This window comes from Vibrio sp. R12-SG2-ISO1, assembly GCF_059834045.1.
In genome coordinates this window covers 131,235-157,985 of the sequence record NZ_JCBDGO010000010.1, presented here as the reverse complement: position 1 = coordinate 157,985, position 26,751 = coordinate 131,235, and the positions used below count along the sequence as shown (strand labels likewise).

Genomic DNA, 26,751 nt, shown 5'->3' with positions numbered 1-26,751 from the left:
TTAAGAAGTCAAAGGAATCATTCTAATGAGCAAACCCATCGTATTGAGTGGTGTTCAACCGTCAGGTGAACTAAGTATCGGTAACTACTTGGGTGCTCTACGTCAATGGCAGCAGATGCAAGACGATTATGATTGCCAATATTGTGTGGTTGACCTTCATGCCATCACAGTGCGTCAAGACCCGAAAGCACTGCATGAAGCAACTCTAGACGCATTGGCAATTTGTCTCGCAGTGGGCGTTGATCCGAAGAAGAGCACGTTATTTGTCCAGTCCCACGTACCGGAACATGCTCAACTTGGTTGGCTTCTTAACTGTTACACCCAAATGGGTGAACTGGGCCGAATGACTCAGTTTAAAGACAAATCAGCGCGCTACTCGAAAGACACCTCTAGCCAGTTTGGCGATGTCAACGTTGGTCTGTTCGATTACCCTGTGTTGATGGCAGCCGACATTCTGCTTTACGGCGCGCATCAAGTTCCGGTCGGCAGTGACCAGAAGCAGCATCTTGAACTGGCGCGTGATATCGCCAACCGCTTTAACAACATCTACTCGCCTGAGCAGCCGATCTTTGAAGTGCCAGAGCCGTACATTCCAACCGTGAATGCGCGTGTTATGAGTCTTCAGGATGCGACCAAGAAGATGTCGAAGTCGGATGATAACCGCAAGAACGTGATTACGCTGTTGGAAGAGCCGAAGTCGATTCTTAAAAAGATCAACAAGGCACAAACCGATACAGAAACGCCACCACGTATCGCTCATGATTGGGACAACAAAGCGGGCATTTCAAACCTAATGGGCCTCTACTCGGCGGCGACGGGTATGAGCTTTGCAGAGATTGAAGCCAAGTACCAAGGCGTAGAAATGTACGGTCCATTTAAGAAAGACGTGGGTGAAGCGCTGGTGGCGATGCTTGAGCCGATTCAAGCGGAATACCACCGTATTCGTGCCGATCGTGCTTACATGGATCAAGTGATGAAGCAAGGTGCGGAGAAAGCGTCTGCTCGTGCCGCTGAGACGCTGAAGAAAGCGTATGACGCGGTAGGTTTCGTTGCTCGTCCGTAGGTGAGGATTTTAGTTCCTAGTTCCTAGTTCCTAGAGGTCGAATTCTAGGAACTAGGCACTCACTTCTAGGAACTGACGCCTACTGTGCCCCTTCAAAGCCCATTTGTCGCCACGCTTCAAAAGCGATGATCGCAACCGCATTGGACAAATTTAAGCTGCGTGCGTCTGGCATCATAGGAATGCGAATACGCTGCGCCATCGGCATGCTTTCGATCAATTCAGCTGGTAGGCCACGAGTTTCCGGTCCAAACAGCAACACATCGCCTGGTTGGAATTGGGCGTCTACATGGTGGCCTGTGGTTTTGGTTGTGCAGGCAAAAATGCGGTATTCGCTGCGTTCTTTTTGCAGATATTCGAGAAATGCCGAGTAGTCTTTGTGACGAGTGACGCGCGCAAGATCATGGTAGTCCAAACCGGCGCGGCGCACTTTTTTCTCTTCTAAATCAAATCCTAATGGCTCAATCAAGTGCAGGTTAGCGCCACAGTTTGCGCACAAGCGAATAATGTTGCCCGTATTCGGGGCGATTTCGGGTTCAAATAGGGCAATATCAAACATGGTTTTGGTTACTTTTTCTGATAAGACCCAAGAGTATAAGGCGGTGATGAAACACCGCCAAGTGCCATGTGACGTTGTTAGTCTGTTTTGTTGTAGGTCTAATTAGCTTAGCGCTTGATGATAATTCTCTGCGACCGCATCCCAGTTGACGACATTCCACCACGCGTTAATGTAGTCAGGGCGGCGATTTTGGTAGCTGATGTAGTAGGCATGCTCCCACACATCCAAGGCCAAAATGGGCTCGCCTTGAATGGCCGCCACGTCCATGAGTGGATTGTCTTGATTGCTGGTCGAGGTAATCACCAGTTGATTATCTTTGACGATAAGCCAAGCGAAACCGGAGCCAAAGGTATTGATTGCAGCGTCGCTAAACTGCTGTTGGAATTCGGCAAAGCTGCCAAAGGTCTCCTCAATGGCGCGGCCAAGCTCGCCGCTGGGCACACCACCGCCATTGGGCGTCATGCAGTTCCAATACAGGACGTGGTTGTAGTAGCCACCACCGTTATTGCGAACAGCGGGGGCCAGTGAGGAGATGTTGGCAAAAATGCGACGCAGCGACTGCTGCTCTAGTTCACTGTCTTTTATTGCCGCGCAGAACTTATCAAAATACGTTCTGTGGTGTTTGCTGTAGTGAACTTCCATGGTTTTTGCGTCGATATAAGGCTCAAGCGCATCATACGCATAAGGAAGTTCAGGAAATTGGTGCACCATCGTAAATCCTCCATGTTTGGAGAATTTACCTTAAATGATAATGAGATCGATTATCAACTGTAAAATTGATGTGGGTATTGCGAACTTCCATGACAACGCACGATTTATTGGCACAGCGGCAGACAAATCGTCACGCGTAATCCACCTAGCGGACTGCGGCTCGCTTTGATTGTGCCACTGTGTTGGCGTATTGCGCTTTCCGTAATTGCCAAGCCAAGACCGGTTCCGCCGCTGTGTCTATCTCGCGCCGTGGAGACTCGGTAGAAAGGTCGGAATATCGACTCCAGTTCATCGTCTGGCACCCCTTCGCCGTTGTCATCGACGATAACCTGGACGGTGTCATCGGCGACGTGAAGTTGGATGTCGATTTTGTCTTCGCCGTAATGAATCGCATTGCGCACCACGTTGTCCACCGCGCTCATGAGCAGTTTGGGGTTGCCTGAAATGGTGCGATTAGGAATCGCATCGTAGCGCAGGCTTTTACTCATTTGCTCTGCCTCAAATTGCGCGTCACAGAAGATGGCTTCCCACAAACTGCTCAAGGCTTGTTTTTCTCGCACCATGTGACTGTTGACTTGAATGCGCGACAACTCCAACAGCTCACCAATCATCTGCTCAAGACGCTGAGCCTCGGTATCGATGCGCGTCAGCTCGGTGCTCTCTCCTTGCTTGCGCACGGCAAGACCGGTCGCCATTCTGAGCCGAGTGAGCGGTGAACGCAACTCGTGAGAGATGTCAGAGAGTAAGCGCTGCTGCCCTGAGATCATCTGATTAACGGCTTCCACCATCTGGTTAAAACTTTCTCCGGCTTGACGAAATTCGCTGGTGCCTTTCTCCAACTGCGGGTCCACCTCAAATTCACCAGCGGCGACGCGTTTTGCCGCGCGTTCGAGACGTCTTGCAGGTTGGCTCAGTGCCCAAGCAAGCCACAACAGTAGCGGGGTGCTCACCAACATGACGGCCAGTAGAAGCTGGAGTGGTCGATCAAACAGATTAAGGATAAACGGCGCGGGTTGATTCCACTTGATACCGACGTAGAGCAACAGAGGCTGCTTGGCTAACGTCACCGGAATAGGGCCGGCAAGCATATAATGGCCGTAGAGTTTCTGCTTGGGCGCTTCGGCTAACTCGACGCTGGTGATAAAGTTTTGCAGCGCGCGAATCTTGAAATCTTTCGGGTCTTGCGATGTCAGAATGTTGCCATCAATATCCGACACATAGAAACGCGGGCCGCTGTCTTTTGGTGGCCTTCCACCCTCATTACCTTGCCTGCGTGGCCCTTCAAGTTGGAACAATATCCGCGCGAGGTTGGACTCTCCGGCAAAGCGTTGCTCGACTCTGTCTCGCACTTCCCTTAAGTCATTGAGGTGAGTGCTCGGAATGTCTCGTGCTTTTCTTGGGTCGAGATGGGGCAGAGAGAGTACCGCCATCAGCACCAAAAACATGGTAAACCAAAAGATGGCGAAGATGCGTCCATACAGGCTAGTGATTTTCGGTAAACGCATCAGTCTTCCTCAACCAACAAGTAGCCGCGGCCACGTAAGGTTTTGATCCGTGGCTTGCCGTCAGCGCGCTCTGGCAGCTTTTTACGCAGGTTGGAGACGTGCATGTCAATGGCGCGATCAAACGCCGCCAGTCGCTTGCCTAGCACATCCAAGCTTAATGCCTCTTTGGTGAGCGTTTCACCTGGGTTTTGCACAAAATGGCTCAACAAAGCGAATTCGGTGGTCGTCAGTTCGAGTAAGTCACCTTGGCAATAGGCTTCTTGCTTGCCCGGATAGACTTTAAGATCTTGGTATTCGATGCAGTCGCCGTTTTTGCTCGCCGATTTACCTTGGGTGCGACGCAGAATCGCTCGGATACGTGCGAGCAGTTCACGGTCACTGAATGGTTTGGGTAGGTAATCATCGGCACCGAGTTCGAGGCCGATGACGCGATCGATCTCTTCCCCTTTCGCGGTGAGCATCAGTACGGGTGTTTCCCACTTTTCTCGTAGACGTTTGAGTGTTTCCATACCATTGAGTTTGGGCATCATCACATCGAGCAAGATGAGATCAATCTCATCGCTGACCAGCGCTAATCCCTCTTCGCCATTGTTCGCTTCGGAGATGGTGAAGCCTTCAAACGTTAACACCTCAGTCAATAGCCCGGTGAGCTCGGTGTCATCATCAATCAATAATAGGTGTGCCATAGTTACCACTCTTACAAACGTCACTGAGTTAATAGTACTGGTAAATCGTCTGGAGATTGAGACTAATTTTTCCTCTTTACGATTCTTTACGCTGCCTAAACGTCACTTTACTTAGCATGGCCTATTCTACACTCAAGCGCTGTGAAGACAGCTCCACACAATAACTTGAACAAGAAAGGTAACGATTATGAACACTGCAAAAAAAATGGTATTGGCTGCTGTTGTCCTCCCTCTCACATTAGGTACTGCGAGTGCATGGGCGTTCGGTGGCGGTGGTAAAGATAACCACAAAGGGCCGCGTGATGAGTGTCGTGGTGGTCTGGATCGCGGCATCATGCGTCAATTGGACTTAACCGAAGAGCAGCAAGCACAGCTTAAAGAGATGCGCGAAGCTGGTCGTGATGAAATGAAAGCGAAATTCAAAGAGAATTTTGAGTCACATCAAGCGCAGATGCAGGCACACCGTGCGAGCGTGCAAGCGTTGGTACTGGCTGATACCTTCGATCAAGCGGCCGCGCAGGAATTGGCGAAACAGATGGTCGATCAACAGACTGAGCGCCGCGTGAAGATGCTAGAGAAAGAACACAAAATGTTAAGCGTGCTAACACCTGAGCAAAAAGCCAAGTTTGTTGAGTTGCAACAAGAGCGCGCGACAGAGTGTGGCGAGAAAATGCAAAAACGCATGAACAAAAACTGATCATCGCTCTCTACTGCCTTTGGCGACCTTCGGGTCGCCTTTTGTGTTTCTGGAGCTTGGCTGCACTTTCACCACACATAAGGTTATACTTAAGCCAATTTTTGCAATGGCTTAACGTAGAAAACGGATATGAAACAAGAATATGCACGTTTGGTGACGATGGCAGCATGGACCGCTACGCTCGTCGCTAGTGGCTTGCTGGTGGTCAAGGTGGGTGCTTGGTGGATGACGGGCTCAGTGAGTCTACTCGCGTCACTGATCGACTCTATGCTCGATATTGCTGCCTCGCTGGTTAATCTGGTGGTGGTGCGCTACTCACTTCAACCTGCGGATCGTGAACATGCGTTTGGTCACGGCAAAGCAGAATCGTTGGCGGCGCTGGCTCAAGCGATGTTTATCTCAGGCTCTGCGGTGTTCCTGATTCTTAATGGTGTTGACCGATTTTTCCGTCCTCATGCCTTGGTGTCGCCTGAATATGGCGTCTATGTGAGCTTTTTCGCCATGTTGGTGACGTTCGGTTTAGTCACATTTCAACGCCATGTGGTGAAAAAAACCGGCAGCCAAGCCATTGCCGCAGATTCATTGCACTACCAATCAGATTTATACATGAATGCCGCGATCATGGTGGCGCTTGGCCTCAGCTGGTTTGGTATTACTCAGGCGGATGCGGTGTTTGCCATCATCATCGGCGGGTACATTCTGTTTAGCGCCTATAAGATGGTCAAAGAGGCAATTCAAACCTTGCTCGATAGAAAGCTACCCGATGAGGAGCTCGCTCAGATCAAAGCATGTTGTCTCTCTGTGGAGGGGGTGCACGGCGTGCATCAGTTACGAACCCGTATGTCAGGGCCGACGCGCTTCATCCAATTGCATCTTGAGCTGGACGATCATCTACCGCTGATTGAGGCGCATCGAATCTCGGATCGCGTAGAAGATTCGCTGTTGGCGACCTTCCCCGAAGCGGACGTATTGATCCACCAAGATCCCTATTCTGTGGTGTTCGGTAAAGAGCGTAAACAGAAGGTTCATCGCTGGTAATCTTAGCGAAGAGGCGACAAATGGCTGGGGGTTGGCTATCTTTCTAGCGAGTGAGTATTAACCTTGATACTGACGTGTATCAATTCCCGTTATGAGCAAAGCTGTAATACTCTTACATAAGTAGAAAACTTACATTAACGTCTACAAAATAAAAGTAGTATTCCTTGTGGGGCAAGGTAACATACTACGCAGTTAAAGGAATTTTGTTGGTGGCCGCCTGTAAACCACTAACGTAATATTTTGAAATAAGATTCCCAAAAATCGAGGGTGAGCATGATTAAGAAGATTGGTGTTTTGACAAGTGGCGGTGACGCCCCTGGTATGAACGCAGCAGTACGTGGCGTAGTCCGCACTGCACTCTCTGCAGACATTGAAGTATACGGAATTTACGATGGTTATCTTGGCCTTTACGAAAACCGTATCGAGAAATTGGATCGTTCGAGCGTTTCTGATGTGATCAACCGTGGTGGTACTTTCTTGGGCTCGGCACGTTTTCCTGAGTTCAAAGAAGAGTCGGTACGCCAAAAGGCGATCGAGAACCTGAAAGAGCACGGTATCGAAGCCTTGGTGGTGATCGGTGGTGACGGTTCGTACATGGGTGCGAAGAAGCTGACTGAAATGGGTTACCCATGTATCGGTCTGCCGGGCACGATTGATAACGACATCGCGGGCACGGATTACACTATCGGTTACCTCACTGCGCTTAACACAGTTATCGATGCGATTGACCGTCTGCGTGACACTTCATCGTCTCACCAGCGTATTTCTATCGTTGAAATCATGGGCCGTCACTGTGGTGATTTGACCCTGATGTCTGCGATTGCGGGCGGTTGTGAATACATCATCACCCCAGAAACGGGCCTTGATAAAGAGAAGCTGATCAGCAACCTCCAAGACGGTATCAAGAAAGGTAAAAAGCACGCGATCATCGCTCTGACTGAGCTGATGATGGATGCCAATGTACTGGCAAAAGAGATTCAGACTGCCACTGGTCGTGAAACTCGTGCGACCGTGCTTGGCCACATTCAACGTGGTGGTCGCCCAACAGCCTTTGACCGAGTTCTCGCGTCGCGCATGGGTAACTACGCCGTACACCTATTGATGGAAGGTCAAGGTGGCCGTTGTGTGGGTATCCAGAAAGAGCAACTGGTTCACCATGACATCATCGATGCGATTGAAAACATGAAGCGTCCAGTTCGTCACGATCTGTTTAAAGTCGCGGAAGAGCTGTTCTAATTGACAGCGTCCAACTGAGAACAAGCAAAAGGCCAGTATCATACTGGCCTTTTTGTTTTTCGTCTCACGTCAGAGTGGCGGCGCTAGTTAATTGCGGTCGAAATCAGATACCCGACAAAGGTCGCACTGACGACACCGATAAACCCGGGCAGGATGAAGCTGTGATTGAGGACGTACTTACCAATTTGCGTTGTTCCTGAACGGTCAAAGGAGATGGCCGCCAAATCACTGGGGTAGAACGGGAAGAAGAAGTACGCGTAACTAGCGGGCAAGACGCCGATAAGTACGGGAGCAGGAATGCCCATCGCAAAGCCAAGGGGGAGCATAATCGTCAGCACGGCGGCTTGGCTTTTCAAGAATACCGAAACCACAAACATCGCAATCGCAAACGTCCACGGGTGCGCTGAGACAACATCGCTGACTAGGCTGATTAGATAGGGTTTGTGATGGCCGATGATGGTGTCACTCATCCAAGCAATACCAAAGATGATGATGACCGCCGTCATCCCCGCAATAAAGACATTACTGTGAACAATTTTCTTCGGGTTCACTTTGGTGGTGAGCAATATCACTGCGCCGACCGACAGCATCAAAAACTGAATCGCGACCGACATTTTGACCCCTTGTGGCAGTAAGGAGAGATCTTTGCCAAACATGGCGACAAAAATCACCGTCAAGATACCAGCCAAAAAGATCCCAAGCCCTCGCTTCGCCATTTTCTGGTCATGTTGAACGTCTTGGCTCTCTTGTTCTTCATCGATCAATTGCGCCCTGAACTCAGGATCTTTGCATCGTTCGATAAAAGCAGGATCTTGGTCGAGTTCTTTGCCGCGCTTCAGACTCCATAGACAGCCAATTAACACGCCCGTCAGGGTCGCAGGAATGGTGACCATGAGGACGTTAACCAGACTGATGTCGAGATGGTTGTCTGCGGCGGTCGCCATGACGACAGCGGCCGCTGCGGCGATCGGGCTCGCAGTGATACCCATTTGCGATGCGACCGTTGACATCGCCATTGGACGTTCGGGGCGAATGCCCTTCTTGTAAGCCACATCATAAATGACCGGCAGAAGTGGGTAGACTGAGTGACCGGTGCCGACAAGCACGGTCAGAGAGTAGGTACACAGTGGGCCAAGGAAGACGATTTGGTTGGGGTGTTTGCGCAGCAAACGCTCAGCAAATTTGACCAAGAGTTTGAGGCCACCAGTGGCCTCTAAGGTTGCAGAGGCGGCCACCACGGCAAGAATGATCAGCATGACACTGATCGGTGGGCTACCGGGGGCGATACCAAACACAAATGCAAGGACAGAGACGCCCAAGCCACCAAGTAAACCAAACGCGATGCCGCCATGGCGGATGCCAACAAAAATGACGGCCAGCAGCAGCAACATATGTATATAAAACATGATCACATCCTGGGGGGTAATAGATAATTTTGATTTATGCTACTCAAAACCCTTTCGCTGGAATGTGAAGTTGTATGCTTATCTCGCGTGTCTGTTTTACAATCCGCCAGTTCTTTGTTTTTCGTCAATAAAAACCGCGCTATTTGCGTTTGTGCTCGCAAATTGTTCGTTCGACACTCGGCGAGATTCTTTGCGGTTTTGGAATTTCTGATGCACGCCACGGCGCAATGCCTTGATGTGGTTCTCGGCTTTATCGACGCCCAGCAGCACACTTAATGTCAGTACGGTAATGACGATGGATTGTTGCTCATAGCCCAGCCCTGTCATCAGCCCAAGCGCCGCTAACACCCAAATGACTGCGGCAGAGGTGACGCCATGAATTTTGCCATCCAATGTCATCATCACGCCTGCGCCTAAAAAGCCAACCCCAGTAATGATCTGACCCAATACGCGGGCTTGGTCTAAGGTGTTCGGTGAGAGCGACACGGCCATCGACATAAAACAGTACGTGCCTGCGATAATAAGGATTGACGTGCGGATACCGACTGGCTTGCCGCGTGTTTGACGTTCGACACCAATAAGAATGCCGTTGATCGCGCAGCAAAGCAGCGCTGACCAAGAAAACGGACCGAGGTCTAACAAGGATGAGAGTGAAGGGTGCATGGTCTCCTCTGAGATGGGCATGAGTGATACTGGGAAACCGCGAAGTATGCACTGAGTGTCTCAGAGGAGCGAACAAAAGCTTTTTGTCGTCGGGATTACTCTAAATGTAAATCAAGGGGGGTTTTGCTTTTTCTGCCGCCGATCTCTCGCGTCAAGGTAGGCACAAGGTAACCGGATACGCGCTCGATCACTCCCGCCATGATGCTTTTCGCTTCGCTGTCTGAAATATGAAAATGCGCGCTACCTTGCACTTTATCCAGCACATGCAGGTAGTAGGGCAAAATGCCCGCATCAAATAGAGACTCGCTTAACGCCACTTGGGCATCCACACTGTCATTGATGTCTTTGAGCATCACCGCTTGGTTCAACATGGTTACACCAACCTGCTTAAGCGTGCGCACCGCCTCGCTGAAGGGCGCATCAATCTCATTGGCGTGATTGATGTGGGTGACCATCACCACTTGCAGCCGCGTGCTGGCCAGCAGTGTGCACAACCCGTCTGTGACGCGAGCAGGGATCACCACAGGTAGGCGAGTATGAATGCGCAGACGCTTAATGTGCGGGATGGCTGCGATGGCGGAAATCAACCATTCCAGTTCACTATCTTTGGCCATTAATGGGTCGCCCCCCGAGAGAATCACTTCGTTGAGCTCGGTGTGAGCGGCGATGTAGTCGAGGTTTTTTTGCCAAACGGCTTTGTTGCCGCGATTGTCCTGATAGGGAAAGTGGCGGCGAAAACAGTAGCGACAGTTGATTGCGCAGCCGCCTTTGACAATCAAAAGCGCTCGATTGCGATACTTATGCAGTAAGCCCGGTTGGGCGTTATCTTGCTCTTCGAGTGGATCTTGGCTAAAACCTGGGTGCCACTCAAGCTCTTGCGCGACCGGTAAAACTTGGCGCAGTAAAGGATCCTCTGGGTTGCCCTTTTCCATGCGAGCAACAAAACTTAACGGGACGCGCTGAGCAAATTGTTTGCGTGCAGCAAAGCCGTCTTGCCACGGGGTGGGGTCAATCTCGAGATGTCGTAATAACTCGGCCGGATCCGAGATCCCACTTGCTAGTTGATTGAGCCAGTTTTGCTCAACAGATTCGACTTTTCGGGTTATGATAGGCGGCATTGAATTTAGCTCTAAGAATGTAAGAGGAAAAAATGGCTACAGTTAGCACGAATGAATTTAAAGGCGGCTTGAAACTCATGCTCGACAACGAGCCTTGTGTGATCCTTGAAAATGAATACGTTAAGCCGGGTAAAGGCCAAGCGTTCAACCGCGTAAAAATTCGTAAGCTTCTTTCTGGTAAAGTGCTAGAGAAAACCTTTAAGTCTGGTGACACATGTGAAGTCGCAGACGTTATGGATATCGATCTAGATTATCTCTATAACGACGGTGAATTCTACCACTTTATGAATGCGGAAACGTTTGAGCAGATCGCGGCGGATGCGAAAGCCGTGGGCGAGAGCGCAAAATGGTTGGTGGAAAACAACACCTGTATGCTGACGCTGTGGAACGGTAACCCTATCGTTGTAACGCCACCTAACTTCGTTGAGCTTGAAGTGACAGATACTGACCCTGGCCTGAAAGGTGATACACAGGGTACCGGTGGTAAGCCTGCTACGCTATCAACCGGTGCTGTGGTTCGTGTACCACTGTTTATCTCTATCGGTGAAGTGATCAAAGTCGACACGCGCTCAGGCGAGTACGTGGGTCGCGTAAAATAATCACCCGATGCGTGATAGCGTGAGAAAAAGGCCACATCGTGGCCTTTTTTGTTTTTTCGGCTGCGGCAAAGTGTCACAATAGCCCGCGTTTGTTAGTGATATAGAGATCAAAGGTTCTGGTTTATGAAAGCGTCTTTGCAAATTTGGTTGGGTGCGGCTCGGCCAAAAACGCTGCCGCTGGCGCTGGTGTCGATTTTGACCGGTAGCGTGCTAGCGTACTCTCATCATGAGTTTTCTCTACCGATCGCGCTGTTGGCGTTTGCGACGGCGACCTTATTGCAAATTCTCTCCAACCTCGCCAATGATTACGGTGATGCGGTCAAGGGCACCGATAACGACAAACGTCTTGGCCCGATGCGTGCCATCCAGTCGGGCGCGGTCACGACCCAGGACATGAAGCAAGCGATCGTTATTAATGTCATCATGACGATATTGTCGGGGCTGGTTTTGGTCTTCTACGCCTTAGAGAGTGTGCAAAGTATCTTGGCCTTTATCGGCTTAGGGGTACTGGCGATCATCGCTGCTATAGCGTATACGGTGGGGTCGAAGCCTTATGGCTACGTCGGGCTCGGCGATGTCTCTGTGTTTCTCTTTTTTGGTTTGCTCGGCGTGGCCGGGACCTATTTTCTTCACACTGGTGTTGTCCAAGCGTCATTGATTCTTCCGGCAATAGGCTGCGGGTTGTTGGCGGTTGCGGTACTGAATATCAACAATATGCGTGATATCGAGAACGATCAAGAGTGCGGCAAGCGTACGGTTGCAGTGCGCTTGGGCCAACAACGCGCGAAGCATTATCACTTTTTCTTGCTGGGCTTCTCTCTGTTAGCCTTTGCGCTCTACTTACTTCATCAACCAGAACCAATGTGGGTCAGCTTGCCGTTTTTGCTAAGTGTACTGGTGGTGTTTAAACATGGCCGAGCGGTCTGGTTGGCAAATAAACCCGCCCAGATTGCGCCGATGATGCCGGTGATTGTTAAATGCTCTTTGCTGACCAACCTGCTGTTTGCTGGCGTGGTCGTCGTGCAAACACTGATGAGAGTCTGATCCTCTTCACAAGAGCTTGTATTATTGCGCCTTGTCATTGCAATGACTTAATGACCGGATATACTCGAGTGAGTCAACCAACGGTTTGGGAAGGTAACTCATGGAATACAATACGTCCGCTTTGTGTGATGTTTATATGGATCAGGTCGATGTGGTCGAGCCCATGTTCAGCAACTTTGGCGGCAGTGCGTCATTCGCTGGCCAAATCACAACGGTGAAGTGTTTTGAAGACAACGGGCTGATTCGTGAAGTGCTCGAACAAGATGGCTTAGGCCGTGTGCTGTTGGTCGATGGTGGCGGCTCACTAAGACGTGCGCTAATTGACGCTGAGCTCGCTTCTCTTGCTGAAGAGAACGAGTGGGAAGGCATTGTTGTCTATGGCTGCGTACGTGAAGTCGATGAGTTAGAAGACATGAGCATTGGTATTCAAGCCTTGGCCTCGATTCCGGTTGGTGCAAGCTCACAAGGCGTGGGTGAAACGGAAGTGGCCGTCAACTTCGGTGGCGTGACCTTCTTACCCGAAGACTACCTTTATGCTGACAACACAGGCGTGATCCTCTCCCAAGAGCCACTTGATATAGATTTAGACGTCGATGAGACCGATGTCGTCGATGAGACGCTCTAAATCACCACACCAGCTTCGGCTGGTGTGTTCGTTTCTAGGCCTTACTTTCCTTTAAATCCTGACTTATTTTGAACGTTTTACGGGTGTAGCGGTGCTGATAAGTGAGTTCTGCGCAGTTTGAGCGCGTAGAGGTAGGCGAGTACACCGCCGATGACATTGCCAACGGCAATGCCGATAAACAGTCCTTCAATGTCATACCAAAGACTGCCAACCCAGGCACAGGGTAGGGTGAAAATGAACAGCCGCATAAAGCTCCACTGGAATGCTTTGAGTGGTTCATGCAGCGCATTCAGCCCTGAGACCAGCATCATCAACATTCCTTGAAACCCATAGCTAAAGGGCACAACGAGTAAGTAGTGCCATAACAGATCTTTGACCGCTTGCTCTTGAGAAAATAGGGAGGAGATGGGAATGCTCAGCGGCACCATCATGACAAAAATCCCCAATTGGAAAATCAGTGCAAATCGCATGGTGAGGAACAAACCGGCGAAGCCGCGCTGCGGATTTTTCGCGCCCAAGTTCTGAGCCATAAACGGGGTCAGGGCAGAGGTGAGCGACATCAGCACCAAGATAAGAATTGACTCCACCCTCTGCGCCGCACCGTAGGCCGCTACCGCACTGGTACCGTGCGTCGAAAGCAGCATCATCAGAATCGCACCTGAGAGTGGTGTCATGGCATTCGATAGCGCCGCGGGCGTGCCGATTTTTAGAATGGATTGGCAATCGCTGCGAAGGGTGGTGAGGTCCGGTTTGGCGAGTAGCTTCTCGCGCCGCGTGAGCACATACAAGGAGCCTAACAGTGCCCCTGCCCAGCTGAAGGCGCTTGCGATCGCCGCGCCTTGAATCCCGAGTGCGGGAAACGGGCCGTAACCAAAAATCAGCAAAGGATCGAGCACGCCATTAATTACGCCGGCCAACATCATTATTTTAGCCGGGGTTTTGGTATCACCCGTAGCGCGAATGGCACTGTTTCCCGCCATCGGAATGACGAGCAGCGGTATGGTTAAATACCAAATCGCCATGTATTGGTCGATGAGGGGAAGCAAATCTGGCTCAGCGCCCAGCAGTAGAAAGAGCGGCTCAATCGTCAGTAATCCAGAGATGGAGGCCAACGCCACTAAGGTCACCGCTAACAGCAAACCGTGGGTCGAAAATCGCGCTGCATCGTTGGTATGGCCTTGGCCAAGTAGACGAGCAATGTTGGTGGAGATGCCCATTCCTATGCCCATAGTGATGCAGTTGACGGCAAAGGTGACAGGAAAGGTATAGCTGACCGCTGCCAGCGCTTGGGTACCGAGCAGAGAGATAAAAAACGTATCGACCAGATTGAACATCAAAATAGCGATCATGCCAAAGGTCATCGGCACGGTCATTTGGCGCAAAACATCGGGAATGTGACCCGTTAACAGGCCATGTTTATCTTGCATCGAGGACGTCAACTCTCACGGGCGGAAAAGCGTAGCATACTTTATCTGCTCTATGACGACCAACCCCCATCGTTGAGATGGTGTGAGGCGCACATATTTGGGCCGGCTTTGGGTTTTGTACCGCGGCAACAAAAAAGGCCAGCGCAAGCTGACCTTTGTCTATGTCCATAAAGGATGGATTAAGCTTTTGCTGCTGCCGCTGCTTTTGCAATCGCTGCAAAGCTCTTCGCGTCAAGAGAAGCGCCGCCAACAAGAGCGCCATCGATGTCTGGTTGTGAGAAGTACGCTTCTGCGTTTTCTGGCTTCACAGAACCGCCGTACTGGATGATCACTTGCGCAGCAACCGCTTCGTCTTTTGCAGCGATAAGTGCGCGGATAGAAGCGTGAATGCGTTGTGCATCTTCTGCCGTCGCTGCTTTACCTGTACCGATAGCCCAGATTGGCTCGTATGCGATGATGGCGCCGTTTAGCGCTTCAACACCGTAAGTGTCGATCACTGCATTGATTTGACGTGCACAGACAGCTTCAGTCTCGCCCGCTTCGTTTTGCGCTTCAGATTCACCGATACAGAAAACAGGGGTTAGACCGTTTTCTTTTAGGAAGTTGAATTTCTTTGCGATGAACTCGTCAGATTCGTTGTGGTATTCACGACGCTCAGAGTGGCCGATGATGATGTGAGAAGCACCGAAATCTTTCAGCATTTCTGGCGACATGTCACCAGTGAAGGCACCGCTGTTGTTGAGGTCAGTGTTTTGTGCACCCAGGATAATCTTGTTACCGCCTTCTGCGATGACACGCTCAGCAAGGTCGATGTAAAGTGCTGGTGGCGCAACGGCTACGTCGACACCTTCAACGCCTTCAAGCTCAGCGTTTAGACCCGTTAGCAGCTCAGTGACCATTGCTTTGCTGCCATTCAATTTCCAGTTACCCATCACTACAGGACGACGCATAGGAATACTCCCTCTCTTTTTAACGTAGAACGTTCATTAATGTAAAAAATCTGGGTAGGAATATAACAGATTAAATGGTCCAGATCATGATTACCGTCATGTCTTATTGGGTTTGTAAACCTTTTGCCGACTGCCTTGCGCAAGGATTTAGCATAACTGACCGCTCTGGCAGTGATCCCGTAGACAGAATCGCTGGCATCGAGTGCGAAATAAGTACAGAAATTGATAATAGTGGCGTATACCTATCCAACCAGCGCACTAAAAAGGGAACAACATCGATGCCAAACCTAGTTATGGAATACTCCAACTCTGTGGATGAGCGTGTTAATGTGCAAGGATTGCTCGAGGATTTGCATTTCGTGGTTTTACAATCAGGCCTGTTCGACACCTTATCCGTCAAGTCTCGCGCATTGCGCTGCCATCATTGGCTGCTTGGGGATGAAGGTGACAGTAGCGATTTTATTCATATTGGCTTCGAGCTGTTGGCGGGAAGAACTGAGGAACAGAAGCGCGATTTATCTCGTCAAATAATGGCGGTGTTGCAACAGCAAGCGGGGCACGTGCGCAGCTTAACCGTTAATATTCGCGATATGGACCCGAGCTGTTTTCAAAAAATCATCAATTAACGATTAGGGAATACGATGTCAATCAAAGCACTGCTGTTTTCATTTCAAGGCCGCATTGGTCGTAAGGTTTATTGGCTGTGGAATGTGGTTTACTACCTAGTGATTGTAAGCTTCGCTGCGACACTCAACGCGGTTATTCCAGCGACGGCCCATCTCATCCTGCCTGTGTTCCTTGTCATCGTGTTGATTCCTGACTTAGCCATCACCGCCAAGCGTTGGCATGACAGAGACAAATCCAGTTGGTGGCTGTTACTGAATGTACCACTTGTTATCGGACGTATGACGATGCCAGTGGGTGATCCTGGGCAAGTTGCTCAACCGGCGGTGCTGCAAACCGCCATTTCGGTCGTCGCGATGATTTGCGGAGTGTGGATTTTGGTCGAGTGCGGCTTCTTTAAAGGCACAGAAGGCGAGAATCGTTTCGGCCCGCAGCCAGAATAATCAGCTGTTCTATAGCAAGAGAGTTTCTATCACCCTAGGCTATTTACGAAGAAGGACTTCTTCCACTTTGTGGTTGAGTCCTTTTTTTAGGATCAGCTGCGCCCGCTCGCGAGTGGGTAAGATGTTGTTGCGCAGGTTAATACCATTGATGGAATGCCAGATCTCCTTTGCCTTATCTATCGCCTGCTGTTTCGACAACTGGGTGTAGTGGCTGAAGTAAGACCCCGGTTTAGTGAAGGCGCCGGAGCGAAATTTTAGAAAACGCTCAATATACCACTGCTCAATCACCTCACTGTTGGCATCGACATAGAGGGAGAAGTCTAAGAAGTCGGAGACAAACACACGATGAGGATCGTGTGGGTAATCCATCCCACTTTGTAACACATTGAGCCCCTCTATAATCAGCACATCAGGTCTATCCACCACTTTGACTTCATCGGTGATGTCATAGGTGATGTGAGAGTAGACCGGCACTTCCAAGTTGGGCTTGGCGGCTTTGACGTCTGAAACGAATTGTACCAAACGCTTGATATCATAAGATTCAGGAAAGCCTTTACGGTGCATAATGCCACGTTCATCGAGTACGCGCTTAGGGTAAAGAAAGCCATCGGTGGTCACCAGCTCGACTTTTTGATGGTTATCCCAACGTGACAGCAGTGCTTGGAGTAAACGAGCGGTGGTGCTTTTGCCGACGGCCACACTACCGGCAATCCCAATTATAAAGGGTGGAGCACTCTCTTGGTTGCCCAAGAAATTATTCAGTACGGTATTGCGGCTTTGTCGAGCGGCGACATAGAGATTCAGCAATCGCGCTAGGGGCAGATAAATCTCGACCGCTTCTTCCATCGTCAGGCTTTCGTTCACGCCTTGCAGCTCCCGCAAATCCTCTTCAGACAACGTCATGGGCACAGAATTGCGTAATTCTGCCCACTGCTGCCGGGTAAAAGAGAGATAGGGGGTCATGTGTCGTCCTAATCTGAGTTGAAGATGCGAGCTGCGACATTACAACAACGGACTTAGATTGCAAACGAGATGATCGATATTCGCGTGATTTGCCCGACAATTTGCTCGATTTTTCAACAAAAAAGCAGAAAGTATCCAATTTGGCATTTTTTTTTGGATTTGCTATTGCAAGGTAGAAAATCATTCAATAGAATGCGCACCACTTATGCCGACTTAGCTCAGTAGGTAGAGCAACTGACTTGTAATCAGTAGGTCACCAGTTCGATTCCGGTAGTCGGCACCATTTCTCTATTCGTCTCTTTTAGAGAGCGAGAAATGGATAAAAATTTGGAGGGGTTCCCGAGTGGCCAAAGGGAGCAGACTGTAAATCTGCCGGCACTGCCTTCGATGGTTCGAATCCGTCCCCCTCCACCATATTCTTTAGGAAATAGCTCGAAGAGTTACGTGTTGCGGGCATCGTATAATGGCTATTACCTCAGCCTTCCAAGCTGATGATGCGGGTTCGATTCCCGCTGCCCGCTCCACTCATTATGAGTGCTGATATAGCTCAGGTGGTAGAGCGCATCCTTGGTAAGGATGAGGTCGGCAGTTCGAATCTGCCTATCAGCACCAGCTCTCAAGCGAACTTTTCCTTTTGATACTTTCTTTTTACTAAACTACGTTTAGTGATTGAGAATAAGTTTATCACCAATTTGTTTGGTTACGTGGTCTTGCGCCACTTAAAATCCGTACCTAGAGGGACTACTCATGTCTAAAGAAAAATTTGAACGTGTAAAACCGCACGTAAACGTTGGTACTATCGGCCACGTTGACCACGGTAAAACAACTCTAACTGCAGCTATCTGTACTACTCTTGCAAAAGTTTACGGCGGTGCTGCTCGTGACTTCGCATCTATCGATAACGCTCCAGAAGAGCGTGAGCGCGGTATCACAATCGCTACTTCTCACGTAGAGTACGACACTCCATCACGTCACTACGCACACGTAGACTGTCCAGGACACGCGGATTATGTTAAGAACATGATCACAGGTGCTGCACAGATGGACGGTGGTATCCTAGTTGTTGCTGCGACAGATGGCCCAATGCCACAAACTCGTGAGCACATCCTACTAGGCCGTCAGGTTGGTATTCCTTACATCATCGTATTCATGAACAAATGTGACATGGTTGACGATGAAGAGCTACTAGAACTAGTAGAAATGGAAGTACGTGAACTTCTATCTGAGTACGATTTCCCAGGTGATGACCTACCAGTTATCCAAGGTTCTGCACTAGGCGCACTAAACGGCGAAGAGCAGTGGGAAGCGAAAATTGTTGAACTAGCAGAAGCGCTAGATTCAACTACATCCCAGAGCCAGAGCGTGCAGTAGACCTACCGTTCCTAATGCCAATCGAAGACGTATTCTCAATCCAAGGTCGTGGTACAGTAGTAACAGGTCGTATCGAGCGCGGTATCCTAAACGTAGGTGACGAAGTTGCTATCGTAGGTATCAAAGACACTACTACTACTACATGTACTGGTGTTGAGATGTTCCGTAAGCTTCTAGACGAAGGTCGTGCGGGTGAGAACGTTGGTGCACTTCTACGTGGTACTAAGCGTGACGAAGTTGAGCGTGGTCAAGTACTAGCTAAGCCTGGTTCAATCACTCCACACACTAAGTTCGAGTCAGAAGTATACGTACTATCTAAAGATGAAGGTGGTCGTCACACTCCATTCTTCAAAGGCTACCGTCCACAGTTCTACTTCCGTACAACTGACGTAACTGGTGACATCCAGCTACCTGAAGGCGTAGAAATGGTAATGCCAGGTGACAACGTCACAGATGACTGTAGAGCTAATCGCACCAATCGCGATGGACGAAGGTCTACGTTTCGCAATCCGCGAAGGTGGCCGTACAGTTGGTGCTGGTGTTGTTGCTAAGATCTTCGACTAATTCTGACGAATTAATTGAAATCTAGCACTTCTCTTCATTCGTGAAGAAAGCGCGACAAGAAAAAGGGGAGCTTAGGCTTCCCTTTTTCGTTTCTTGACAGCGAGCGAATGAGATGAGTTATAAGAAAAACATCGGCGAGAAGAGATATCGCTATTATTTTTATCGCTAGATCATTAGCTTACTGGCGGCATTGAAAATGCTTCGCTGCTAAGTGGATCAGACCCACATTTCCTCATTTCTTTTATAACCAATCGATCTATATTTTACTCATTTGAGACTGGTAATAAGAATGGTTCTCTTTTATATTCAATCTAGAAGTCGTTAGGTCAGGTAGTAAAGTTATGTTCGTTTGTTTGTGTCATGGCGTCTCGGATAAAAAAATCCGCAAGTTAGTTGTCGAAGAGGGCGTGACCGATATAAAAGGAATCAAGAAATGCACAGCCTTAGGCACCCAATGTGGTAAGTGTGTGCGCACGGCGAAAGAGATCATCAACGAATCGGCAGTGAATCTGTTTAAACAAGCTAGCTAATCCACTAGCTAAAAATGTGTCGACTTTTTTGACACCTTCTCATTTGGTTCTACAGTTAAAAGAGCCAAAGAGGAGGGCTTATGTCATGAAAGGCGATCCAATCATTATTCAGCATCTCAACAAAATTCTCGGCAATGAACTCGTTGCCATCAATCAATACTTTCTTCACGCTCGTATGTACAAGGACTGGGGGCTAAAGCACCTCGCAGACAAAGAGTACCATGAGTCTATTGACGAGATGAAACACGCCGACCATCTCATCGAGCGCATTTTATTTCTAGAGGGCATTCCTAATCTTCAAGACCTCGGTAAGTTGATGATCGGGGAAGACACTAAAGAAATGCTCGAATGCGATCTGAAGTTAGAGCTGATGGCCATACCGGATTTGAAAGACGCCATCGCCTATGCGGAAGACATTCGAGACTACGTCTCTCGCGATCTGTTCCAAGAAATCCTAGAAGATGAAGAAGAACATGTGGATTGGCTTGAAACGCAACTTGGATTGATTGATATGACCGGTATCGAAAACTATCTCCAAGCCCAATTTGTTGATGAAGATTAACTAACGTCTTACTAACGTCACTACCGAAGCTGAGTGTACGCGTTGCCTACAACGCACACTCGGCAACCTAGCCAAGTTTGTCACACCGAACTCATCTTTTCTCTTGCTTAAACTGCTTTCTTTCTGTACTATTCCGGCTCCTTAAATCTCAGTCAATTATCTTTAGTTCCTTGCTTCCTCTGGACGACTGAGCCAATTGTGGAAGCTGAATAATCCGTAAGGAGCAACCCATGCGTCATTACGAAATCGTATTCATGGTGCACCCAGATCAAAGCGAGCAAGTTGCTGGCATGATCGAGCGTTACACTGGTTCAATCACTGAAGCTGGCGGTACTATTCACCGTCTAGAAGACTGGGGTCGCCGTCAACTGGCTTACCCAATCAACAAGCTTCACAAAGCTCACTACGTTCTAATGAACGTGGAAGCTGATCAAGCTGTTATTGATGAGCTAGAAACTGCTTTCCGTTTCAACGATGCAGTTCTACGTAACATGATCATGCGTACTAAAGCGGCTATCACTGAGCAATCTATCATGCTTAAGCAGAAAGAAGAGCGTGCTCCTCGTCGCGAAGAGCGTGCTGAAGCTAAGCCAGAAGCAGCGGCTGAGTAATTTCACTTATGACCAATCGAATGGAGCTCAGTGGCACCATTGCTAAGCCTCCTATTCGAAGTAAAAGCCCAAGTGGTATTGAACACTGTCGGTTTTGGTTAGAGCATCGCTCGACCATGATTGAAGCTGACCTACCGAGACAAGTCTATTGTCGTATACCGGTCGTGATCAGTGGGCAAAGGTCACAAGCATTGACTCAGAATTTAGTACAAGGCAGTAACATTAAGGTAAGTGGTTTTGTCGCTTATCAAACCGGCCGAAATGGCGTTGGGAAATTAGTGTTACATGCCGACAACATTACTCAAATTTAAGATCAGGAGATAGCCCATGGCTCGTTTCTTCCGTCGTCGTAAATTCTGCCGTTTCACTGCAGAAGGCGTACAAGAGATTGATTACAAAGACGTAGCAACTCTTAAAAACTACATCACTGAAGCTGGTAAAATCGTTCCTAGCCGTATCACTGGTACAAGCGCTAAATACCAACGTCAACTAGCTCGCGCTATCAAGCGTTCACGCTACCTAGCTCTACTACCGTACACTGACAAGCATCAGTAATCGGTCGTTTTATTAAGAAAGAGGATTAAGCAATGCAAGTTATTCTACTTGATAAAATCGGTAACCTAGGTGGTCTTGGTGACACTGTAAACGTTAAATCTGGCTACGCTCGTAACTTCCTTATCCCACAAGGTAAAGCAGTTATGGCGACTAAGACTAACGTTGAGATGTTCGAAGCTCGTCGTGCTGAGCTAGAAGCAAAAGTTGCAGAGCAACTTGCTGCTGCAGAAGCTCGCGCTGAGAAAGTGAACGCACTAGAAGCGGTAGTTATCGCTTCTAAAGCAGGTGACGAAGGTAAACTATTCGGTTCTATCGGTACTCGTGACATCGCTGATGCAATCACTGCAGCTGGCGTTGAAGTAGCTAAGAGCGAAGTTCGCCTACCTGAAGGTGCTCTACGTACTACTGGTGAGTTTGAAATCAGCATCCAACTTCACTCTGAAGTATTTGCTGCTATCAACCTACAAGTTGTACCAGCTGAGTAATTCAGTCTTAAGACGAATAGCAAAACACCAGCCTCGGCTGGTGTTTTTTTATGTCTGCTATTTTGCTCAGAGTTCTTCTTTCATTTAGAACACAAACAGCAAGTTGACCGAAAACATACTATCAGCTTTGCTTAGCCCTTCTGGAACCTTATCGTGATATTGGCGATTGTGAGTGAGTTTAAGCGCAATATCCTCAGTAATGTTGTTAGTGACACTGATGTCGGTATCGGTTCGGGTGTTACTGTGGCCGCTAACCCAAGTCACGTCCGCGGAGAGACGTAGGTTTTCAAGCACTTGCCAACTGCTGTTGATGTTGCCACGAAAAATCGCTTCCCTAACAATATTGGGAAAGATGATATCGTCATCATCAATTTCATCAAGGTTGGGTTCTTGGTAGCGATAACCCGGACCGACTTCGACTTCAAGCAAGAAGTCATCCGTGTTTGATAACTGATAACCGAGCCCTCCCGAAAGCGTGTGATCTTTGTAGTACGCGGTGTACTTTGAGTTGACCCCTTTATAACTCGAATAGAGGTAGGTCTTGGGCCCAAGTTTATAGTCACCTTGCATAGTGTAGGTGGACTGCCGCTTGTCTTCTGTCCCATCTTTGTAGAGCAGGTAGTATTTCCACTCTCCGCTGGTACGGTAGCGACCTTTAATGTACTCGGCACTTAAACGAGAGTTGAGCGATTCGGAGTCGGAATTGCCCTTGTGTGCTTGATAGCCGAACTCGACCTCTGTATCCCAGGGGGAAGGTACTTGGATATCCATTTCACTTTGATCCGTACTATCTGCGTAGGCCAAGGACGAGCCTATTAACCCCACGCACAATAACCAAAGTTTTGACACTCAGTACCTCTCGGTCGAAAAATAACAGGGCGCAATAATAAACAGGCTTTGTATTGACTTGGTCAGGGCGGAGTCAAAACTCAAATCGGATCGTTGTTCCTCGCTTGAAACGGGAGACATAGCGATGATTCTCGTTATAATGTCCGGTCAGGAACAAGTTGTTGAGTGAAATCATGGCCCAGAGCAGAGTAGAGAATCGGAACCTTAAACCACGAGACGCCCAAGTCGATGCCATCAAAGTCCCACCGCACTCATTAGAAGCCGAGCAGTCAGTCATTGGTGGCTTGCTGTTGGATAACGAGCGTTGGGATACCGTCTCTGAGCGTGTGGTCGCCAAAGATTTCTACAGTCGACCTCACCGTTTAGTGTTTCAAGCGGTACAAGCCATTTTGGAAGACAACAAGCCGCTTGATCTCATCACCTTGTCAGAATTTTTAGAGCAGCGCGAACAGCTTGATGAAGTAGGCGGTTTTGCTTATCTGGCGGACTTAGTCAAAAACACCCCGAGTGCGGCGAACATCAATGCGTACGCAGACATTGTGGCTGAGCGCGCACTGGTTCGCGATCTGATCGGTGTTGCCAATGAGATTGCCGATGCCGGCTACGATCCACAAGGACGCAGCTCAGAAGATCTGCTCGACTTGGCTGAGAGTAAAGTATTTGCCATTGCCGAGTCGCGCACCAATGAGAATGAAGGTCCACAAAACGTCGACAACATTCTGGAAAAAACCCTCGAACGTATCGAACTGTTGTACAAAACGCCACAAGACGGCGTGACTGGTGTCAACACGGGCTTTACCGATCTCAACAAGAAAACCGCGGGTCTACAGGGCTCTGATTTGGTCATTGTCGCAGCGCGTCCATCGATGGGTAAAACCACCTTTGCGATGAACTTATGTGAGACCGCGGCGATGGAGCAAGACAAGCCCGTGCTGATCTTCTCTCTTGAGATGCCCGCGGAACAGATCATGATGCGTATGCTCGCCTCGTTGTCGCGTGTTGATCAAACGAAAATTCGTACCGGTCAGTTGGATGATGAAGACTGGGCGCGTATCTCATCGACCATGGGGATTCTCATGGAGAAGAAGAACATGTACATCGATGACAGCTCAGGTTTGACACCGACGGAAGTGCGCTCGCGCGCTCGTCGTGTGGCTCGCGATCATGGCGGTCTGTCGATGATCATGGTCGACTACCTTCAGCTCATGCGCGTCCCTGCGATGTCGGATAACCGGACGTTGGAAATTGCAGAGATTTCTCGCTCATTGAAAGCGCTGGCTAAAGAGCTCAATGTCCCTGTGGTGGCGCTGTCTCAGTTGAACCGTTCGTTGGAGCAACGAGCCGATAAACGTCCGGTGAACTCGGATCTGCGTGAATCGGGCTCTATCGAGCAGGACGCCGACTTGATCATGTTCATCTACCGTGACGAGGTGTACAACCCAGATAGCCCGATGAAAGGGACCGCAGAGATTATCTTGGGTAAGCAGCGTAACGGTCCGATTGGTTCAGTACGACTTACCTTCCAAGGTCAGTGGTCGCGCTTTGATAATTACGCGGGTCCTGCGTTTGATATGGATGATGAATAATCGATGAGTTACATGAAAGCGGCAACCGCATCGATTAATTTGGATGCGCTGAAACACAATTTGGCTCGCATCAAGCACCAAGCGCCGAGCAGCAAAATCATGGCCGTGGTGAAAGCGAACGGTTACGGGCATGGACTTCGTCACGTTGCCAAGCACGCTGAAGGTGCGGACGCGTTTGGCGTCGCGCGCATTGAAGAGGCGCTGGGGCTTCGCGCTTGTGGTGTGGTGAAACCTATCCTCCTTCTCGAAGGGTTTTATTCGCCAGGGGATTTACCTGTATTAGTCACCAACAACATCCAAACGGTGGTGCACTGTGAAGAGCAGCTTCAAGCATTAGAAGACGCCGAGTTGGACACCCCTGTTGTGGTTTGGCTGAAAGTCGACAGCGGCATGCATCGCTTAGGTGTCAGGCCAGAGCAATATGAAACGTTTGTTGCCCGTTTGAAGCGCTGCCCGAATGTGGCGAAGCCACTGCGTTACATGAGTCATTTTGGCTGCGCTGATGAGCTTGAAAGCAGCACCACGCAAGAGCAAACCGAGCTGTTTCTCTCTTTGACGAAAGGTTGTGAAGGTGAGCGTTCTCTCGCCGCGTCTGCGGGTTTACTGGCTTGGCCAGAGAGTCAGTTAGAGTGGGTGAGACCCGGCATCATCATGTATGGCGTGTCGCCATTTAATGATCAAAGTGCGGCGGATCTCGGCTATCAGCCAGTGATGACGTTAAAATCTCACCTCATTGCGGTTCGAGATGTGAAGCAAGGGGAAAAGGTCGGTTACGGCGGCACATGGACTTGTGAGCAAGACACCAAAGTCGGCGTGATTGCGATTGGTTACGGCGATGGCTACCCAAGAACCGCGCCCAATGGCACCCCTGTGCTGGTCAATGGTCGCAGAGTGCCGATTGTCGGTAGAGTGTCGATGGATATGCTAACGGTCGATCTTGGCGGTGACGCACAAGACAAAGTGGGTGATGAAGCGATTCTTTGGGGGCAAGATTTACCCTCCGAAGAGGTGGCGTCCCACATTGGCACTATTGCTTATGAACTGGTGACTAAGCTCACTTCGCGCGTTGAGATGGATTACCAAAAGTCTCTGCAAAGCTATGAATAAACTGCGAATGCTGGCCCTAGTGGCCAGCTTTTTTATCGCTACCTTCTGCCACAGCGGCGAGAAAGATTCTGCGTTTTTGCCCTTTTATTTTAGTACCGAAACGCTCGGCAATACCTTCGGTGTTGCTGGGGTGGCGAAAGGCGTAGGGCAACCGCAAACCGTGCTCTTTGGCATGGGGTTGTACTCTGATAAAGCCAGTTATCTTGGTTATGTTGCGGCGTTCAATTACGCACTCTCCCCTCATTGGCTGGTCAGTACGCAGATGTACCAAGCGCGCTTTAATGACAACCCTTATTATCTTGGAGAGCAGGGGAGCAATGCGTCTCCTACGGGGGGCAGCACCATCACCAACGGTGATGAGCAGAACTACCAATTCGAGTTTAAATATTTGCTCCCTTGGGGGCTGGTTTCACAGCATGGCATGAGTGGTGTGTTTGCGCCGTCACGTCCGGTCAGCACCGCCTCACCTTACGACTCTGGCGTCACTTCCATCAGCGTGACGCCGTTTTACTCAGAGCGTCAACTGGATGTCTACACTCAGGCAGAGAAAGCCACTGGCGTTGAAGTGAGCCTAGATTGGGATAACAGAGATAGTGTCCGCAACCCAACGAAAGGCTCACACTCGGCGTTCACGATCAGCATGGGCACAGAGCAGCGCCTTAGCGATAGCTGGATAAAGTGGGAAGCGCAGAGCAGCCAGTATGTTGCCCTTGGCCCTTTGGGCAGTTGGTTTGATCAGCAAGTGCTAGCGTTTGATGTCTATGCAGCTGACACGCCCACCTGGGATGCCTGTGAGGGTTGTGCGAGACCGCCAGAGCAACTTCAGGCGCGACTTGGCGGTTTATATCGCCTGCGAGGCTTTACCGCAGGGCGTTACCACGGTCGATCGGCGCTGCACTACTCGATGGAGTATCGTGTCTTACCCGATTGGCAGCCGCTAGAGAGTGTGCCGGTTCTAAATTATTACGATCTGCCTTGGTGGCAGTGGGTACTGTTTGCCGAAGCCGGTCGTGTGGCTGATGAGTTTGATTTAGCCACACTTCACTCAGATATGCAGTGGAATCTTGGCGGAGCAGTGAGGCTTCAGGTTGAAGGCGTGGTCGTTCGCGCTGAAATCGCGAAAGGAGCGGAAGAAGGCACGTTTCGCGTGATGATCAATCAGCCCTTCTAACCACAC

General features: G+C 49.6%; 29 protein-coding genes, 4 tRNA genes and 1 pseudogene. 23 read left to right on the top strand and 11 right to left on the bottom strand.

Annotated elements, in window-relative coordinates:
* Window positions 1-25: 25 nt before the first annotated feature.
* Window positions 26-1,063 carry a tryptophan--tRNA ligase gene (gene trpS, locus AC6R10_RS09880; RefSeq protein ID WP_500672123.1) on the top strand — a complete coding sequence of 346 codons (1,038 nt, stop codon included), beginning with the start codon at window positions 26-28 and terminating at the stop codon, window positions 1,061-1,063.
* Window positions 1,064-1,142: 79 nt separating this feature from the next.
* Here trpS and trmL read toward each other — a convergent pair whose 3' ends face one another.
* From trmL to AC6R10_RS09860, 4 genes are all read right to left on the bottom strand, one after another.
* Entirely contained in the window at window positions 1,143-1,619 is a 477-nt protein-coding gene (gene trmL, locus AC6R10_RS09875) for a tRNA (uridine(34)/cytosine(34)/5-carboxymethylaminomethyluridine(34)-2'-O)-methyltransferase TrmL (protein WP_334555642.1), read from the bottom strand.
* 102 nt (window positions 1,620-1,721) lie between these two features.
* Window positions 1,722-2,330 carry a superoxide dismutase gene (locus tag AC6R10_RS09870; RefSeq protein WP_500672122.1) on the bottom strand — a complete coding sequence of 203 codons (609 nt, stop codon included), beginning with the start codon at window positions 2,328-2,330 and terminating at the stop codon, window positions 1,722-1,724.
* Between the two features lie 104 nt (window positions 2,331-2,434).
* Window positions 2,435-3,835 carry an envelope stress sensor histidine kinase CpxA gene (cpxA, locus tag AC6R10_RS09865; RefSeq protein WP_500672121.1) on the bottom strand — a complete coding sequence of 467 codons (1,401 nt, stop codon included), beginning with the start codon at window positions 3,833-3,835 and terminating at the stop codon, window positions 2,435-2,437.
* On the bottom strand, window positions 3,835-4,521 hold the full coding sequence (locus AC6R10_RS09860) for a response regulator (RefSeq protein WP_487902594.1): 687 nt from the start codon (window positions 4,519-4,521) through the stop codon (window positions 3,835-3,837). The genes cpxA and AC6R10_RS09860 overlap by 1 nt, the downstream gene beginning before the upstream one ends.
* A gap of 187 nt (window positions 4,522-4,708) precedes the next feature.
* On the opposite strand from AC6R10_RS09860, the gene AC6R10_RS09855 reads away from it, so the two are divergent.
* The 3 genes from AC6R10_RS09855 to pfkA all read left to right on the top strand — a co-directional run bounded on the left by AC6R10_RS09855 (window position 4,709) and on the right by pfkA (window position 7,492).
* Entirely contained in the window at window positions 4,709-5,218 is a 510-nt protein-coding gene (locus AC6R10_RS09855; protein ID WP_334555638.1) for a CpxP family protein, read from the top strand.
* Window positions 5,219-5,347: 129 nt separating this feature from the next.
* Window positions 5,348-6,256, top strand: coding sequence for a CDF family cation-efflux transporter FieF (gene fieF / locus AC6R10_RS09850; RefSeq protein WP_334555637.1), 909 nt, complete (start codon window positions 5,348-5,350; stop codon window positions 6,254-6,256).
* A 273-nt stretch (window positions 6,257-6,529) separates the two neighbouring features.
* Window positions 6,530-7,492, top strand: coding sequence for a 6-phosphofructokinase (pfkA, locus tag AC6R10_RS09845; protein WP_334555636.1), 963 nt, complete (start codon window positions 6,530-6,532; stop codon window positions 7,490-7,492).
* 83 nt (window positions 7,493-7,575) lie between these two features.
* Here pfkA and AC6R10_RS09840 read toward each other — a convergent pair whose 3' ends face one another.
* The 3 genes from AC6R10_RS09840 to epmB all read right to left on the bottom strand — a co-directional run bounded on the left by AC6R10_RS09840 (window position 7,576) and on the right by epmB (window position 10,679).
* The gene (locus AC6R10_RS09840) at window positions 7,576-8,898 is read right to left on the bottom strand and encodes an anaerobic C4-dicarboxylate transporter (RefSeq protein WP_500672120.1); all 1,323 of its coding nucleotides are present in this window, start codon (window positions 8,896-8,898) and stop codon (window positions 7,576-7,578) included.
* Between the two features lie 96 nt (window positions 8,899-8,994).
* Window positions 8,995-9,561, bottom strand: coding sequence for an MgtC/SapB family protein (locus AC6R10_RS09835; protein WP_334555634.1), 567 nt, complete (start codon window positions 9,559-9,561; stop codon window positions 8,995-8,997).
* Between the two features lie 95 nt (window positions 9,562-9,656).
* Window positions 9,657-10,679, bottom strand: coding sequence for an EF-P beta-lysylation protein EpmB (gene epmB, locus AC6R10_RS09830; protein WP_500672119.1), 1,023 nt, complete (start codon window positions 10,677-10,679; stop codon window positions 9,657-9,659).
* A 32-nt stretch (window positions 10,680-10,711) separates the two neighbouring features.
* Between epmB and efp the strand changes: the two genes are divergently transcribed.
* The 3 genes from efp (at window position 10,712) to rraA (ending at window position 12,947) form a co-directional block, all read left to right on the top strand.
* Window positions 10,712-11,278, top strand: coding sequence for an elongation factor P (gene efp / locus AC6R10_RS09825; RefSeq protein WP_334555632.1), 567 nt, complete (start codon window positions 10,712-10,714; stop codon window positions 11,276-11,278).
* Between the two features lie 123 nt (window positions 11,279-11,401).
* Window positions 11,402-12,322, top strand: a complete 921-nt coding sequence (locus AC6R10_RS09820; RefSeq protein ID WP_500672118.1) for a 1,4-dihydroxy-2-naphthoate polyprenyltransferase — start codon at window positions 11,402-11,404, stop codon at window positions 12,320-12,322.
* A 100-nt stretch (window positions 12,323-12,422) separates the two neighbouring features.
* The gene (gene rraA, locus AC6R10_RS09815; protein ID WP_334555630.1) at window positions 12,423-12,947 is read left to right on the top strand and encodes a ribonuclease E activity regulator RraA; all 525 of its coding nucleotides are present in this window, start codon (window positions 12,423-12,425) and stop codon (window positions 12,945-12,947) included.
* A gap of 77 nt (window positions 12,948-13,024) precedes the next feature.
* On the opposite strand, the gene AC6R10_RS09810 is transcribed toward rraA, so the two are convergent.
* Both AC6R10_RS09810 and tpiA read right to left on the bottom strand, forming a co-directional pair.
* On the bottom strand, window positions 13,025-14,374 hold the full coding sequence (locus tag AC6R10_RS09810; RefSeq protein ID WP_500672117.1) for an MATE family efflux transporter: 1,350 nt from the start codon (window positions 14,372-14,374) through the stop codon (window positions 13,025-13,027).
* Window positions 14,375-14,553: 179 nt separating this feature from the next.
* Window positions 14,554-15,324 (bottom strand): triose-phosphate isomerase, encoded by a 771-nt coding sequence (tpiA, locus tag AC6R10_RS09805; protein ID WP_010445251.1) that lies wholly within the window; start codon window positions 15,322-15,324, stop codon window positions 14,554-14,556.
* A 278-nt stretch (window positions 15,325-15,602) separates the two neighbouring features.
* Between tpiA and AC6R10_RS09800 the strand changes: the two genes are divergently transcribed.
* Window positions 15,603-15,950, top strand: a complete 348-nt coding sequence (locus AC6R10_RS09800) for a 5-carboxymethyl-2-hydroxymuconate Delta-isomerase (protein ID WP_500672116.1) — start codon at window positions 15,603-15,605, stop codon at window positions 15,948-15,950.
* Between the two features lie 15 nt (window positions 15,951-15,965).
* Window positions 15,966-16,391 carry a DUF805 domain-containing protein gene (locus AC6R10_RS09795; protein WP_500672115.1) on the top strand — a complete coding sequence of 142 codons (426 nt, stop codon included), beginning with the start codon at window positions 15,966-15,968 and terminating at the stop codon, window positions 16,389-16,391.
* Between the two features lie 39 nt (window positions 16,392-16,430).
* Here AC6R10_RS09795 and coaA read toward each other — a convergent pair whose 3' ends face one another.
* A complete protein-coding gene (gene coaA, locus AC6R10_RS09790) occupies window positions 16,431-17,354 on the bottom strand; it encodes a type I pantothenate kinase (RefSeq protein ID WP_500625634.1) in 924 nt (307 codons plus the stop codon).
* 207 nt (window positions 17,355-17,561) lie between these two features.
* Between coaA and AC6R10_RS09785 the strand changes: the two genes are divergently transcribed.
* The 11 genes and pseudogenes from AC6R10_RS09785 to rplI all read left to right on the top strand — a co-directional run bounded on the left by AC6R10_RS09785 (window position 17,562) and on the right by rplI (window position 22,032).
* Window positions 17,562-17,637 (top strand) — tRNA-Thr (locus tag AC6R10_RS09785).
* A 46-nt stretch (window positions 17,638-17,683) separates the two neighbouring features.
* A tRNA-Tyr gene (locus AC6R10_RS09780) sits at window positions 17,684-17,768 on the top strand.
* Window positions 17,769-17,803: 35 nt separating this feature from the next.
* Window positions 17,804-17,878: transfer RNA gene (locus tag AC6R10_RS09775), tRNA-Gly, on the top strand.
* 12 nt (window positions 17,879-17,890) lie between these two features.
* Window positions 17,891-17,966, top strand: a tRNA-Thr gene (locus AC6R10_RS09770).
* Window positions 17,967-18,101: 135 nt separating this feature from the next.
* Window positions 18,102-19,289, top strand: a pseudogene (gene tuf / locus AC6R10_RS09765) (elongation factor Tu).
* Window positions 19,290-19,630: 341 nt separating this feature from the next.
* Entirely contained in the window at window positions 19,631-19,819 is a 189-nt protein-coding gene (locus AC6R10_RS09760) for a (2Fe-2S)-binding protein (protein ID WP_334554990.1), read from the top strand.
* A gap of 85 nt (window positions 19,820-19,904) precedes the next feature.
* Window positions 19,905-20,381: a bacterioferritin gene (gene bfr, locus AC6R10_RS09755; protein ID WP_334554991.1), complete on the top strand. Its 477-nt coding sequence runs from the start codon at window positions 19,905-19,907 to the stop codon at window positions 20,379-20,381.
* 230 nt (window positions 20,382-20,611) lie between these two features.
* A complete protein-coding gene (gene rpsF / locus AC6R10_RS09750) occupies window positions 20,612-20,992 on the top strand; it encodes a 30S ribosomal protein S6 (RefSeq protein WP_004747103.1) in 381 nt (126 codons plus the stop codon).
* Between the two features lie 8 nt (window positions 20,993-21,000).
* On the top strand, window positions 21,001-21,303 hold the full coding sequence (gene priB / locus AC6R10_RS09745; RefSeq protein ID WP_334554992.1) for a primosomal replication protein N: 303 nt from the start codon (window positions 21,001-21,003) through the stop codon (window positions 21,301-21,303).
* A 16-nt stretch (window positions 21,304-21,319) separates the two neighbouring features.
* Window positions 21,320-21,547 (top strand): 30S ribosomal protein S18, encoded by a 228-nt coding sequence (rpsR, locus tag AC6R10_RS09740; protein ID WP_000090472.1) that lies wholly within the window; start codon window positions 21,320-21,322, stop codon window positions 21,545-21,547.
* Between the two features lie 32 nt (window positions 21,548-21,579).
* Window positions 21,580-22,032: a 50S ribosomal protein L9 gene (rplI, locus tag AC6R10_RS09735; RefSeq protein ID WP_334554993.1), complete on the top strand. Its 453-nt coding sequence runs from the start codon at window positions 21,580-21,582 to the stop codon at window positions 22,030-22,032.
* A gap of 84 nt (window positions 22,033-22,116) precedes the next feature.
* Here rplI and AC6R10_RS09730 read toward each other — a convergent pair whose 3' ends face one another.
* On the bottom strand, window positions 22,117-22,881 hold the full coding sequence (locus AC6R10_RS09730) for a DUF481 domain-containing protein (protein ID WP_500625639.1): 765 nt from the start codon (window positions 22,879-22,881) through the stop codon (window positions 22,117-22,119).
* A 173-nt stretch (window positions 22,882-23,054) separates the two neighbouring features.
* Here AC6R10_RS09730 and AC6R10_RS09725 point away from each other — a divergent pair, with 173 nt between their 5' ends.
* The 3 genes from AC6R10_RS09725 to AC6R10_RS09715 are packed head-to-tail and all read left to right on the top strand — an operon-like array spanning window position 23,055 to window position 26,745.
* Window positions 23,055-24,467 carry a replicative DNA helicase gene (locus tag AC6R10_RS09725; RefSeq protein WP_334554995.1) on the top strand — a complete coding sequence of 471 codons (1,413 nt, stop codon included), beginning with the start codon at window positions 23,055-23,057 and terminating at the stop codon, window positions 24,465-24,467.
* Window positions 24,468-24,479: 12 nt separating this feature from the next.
* Window positions 24,480-25,574 (top strand): alanine racemase, encoded by a 1,095-nt coding sequence (alr, locus tag AC6R10_RS09720; protein ID WP_500672142.1) that lies wholly within the window; start codon window positions 24,480-24,482, stop codon window positions 25,572-25,574.
* Window positions 25,567-26,745 carry a BamA/TamA family outer membrane protein gene (locus AC6R10_RS09715; RefSeq protein ID WP_500672114.1) on the top strand — a complete coding sequence of 393 codons (1,179 nt, stop codon included), beginning with the start codon at window positions 25,567-25,569 and terminating at the stop codon, window positions 26,743-26,745. The genes alr and AC6R10_RS09715 overlap by 8 nt, the downstream gene beginning before the upstream one ends.
* Window positions 26,746-26,751 lie beyond the last annotated feature (6 nt).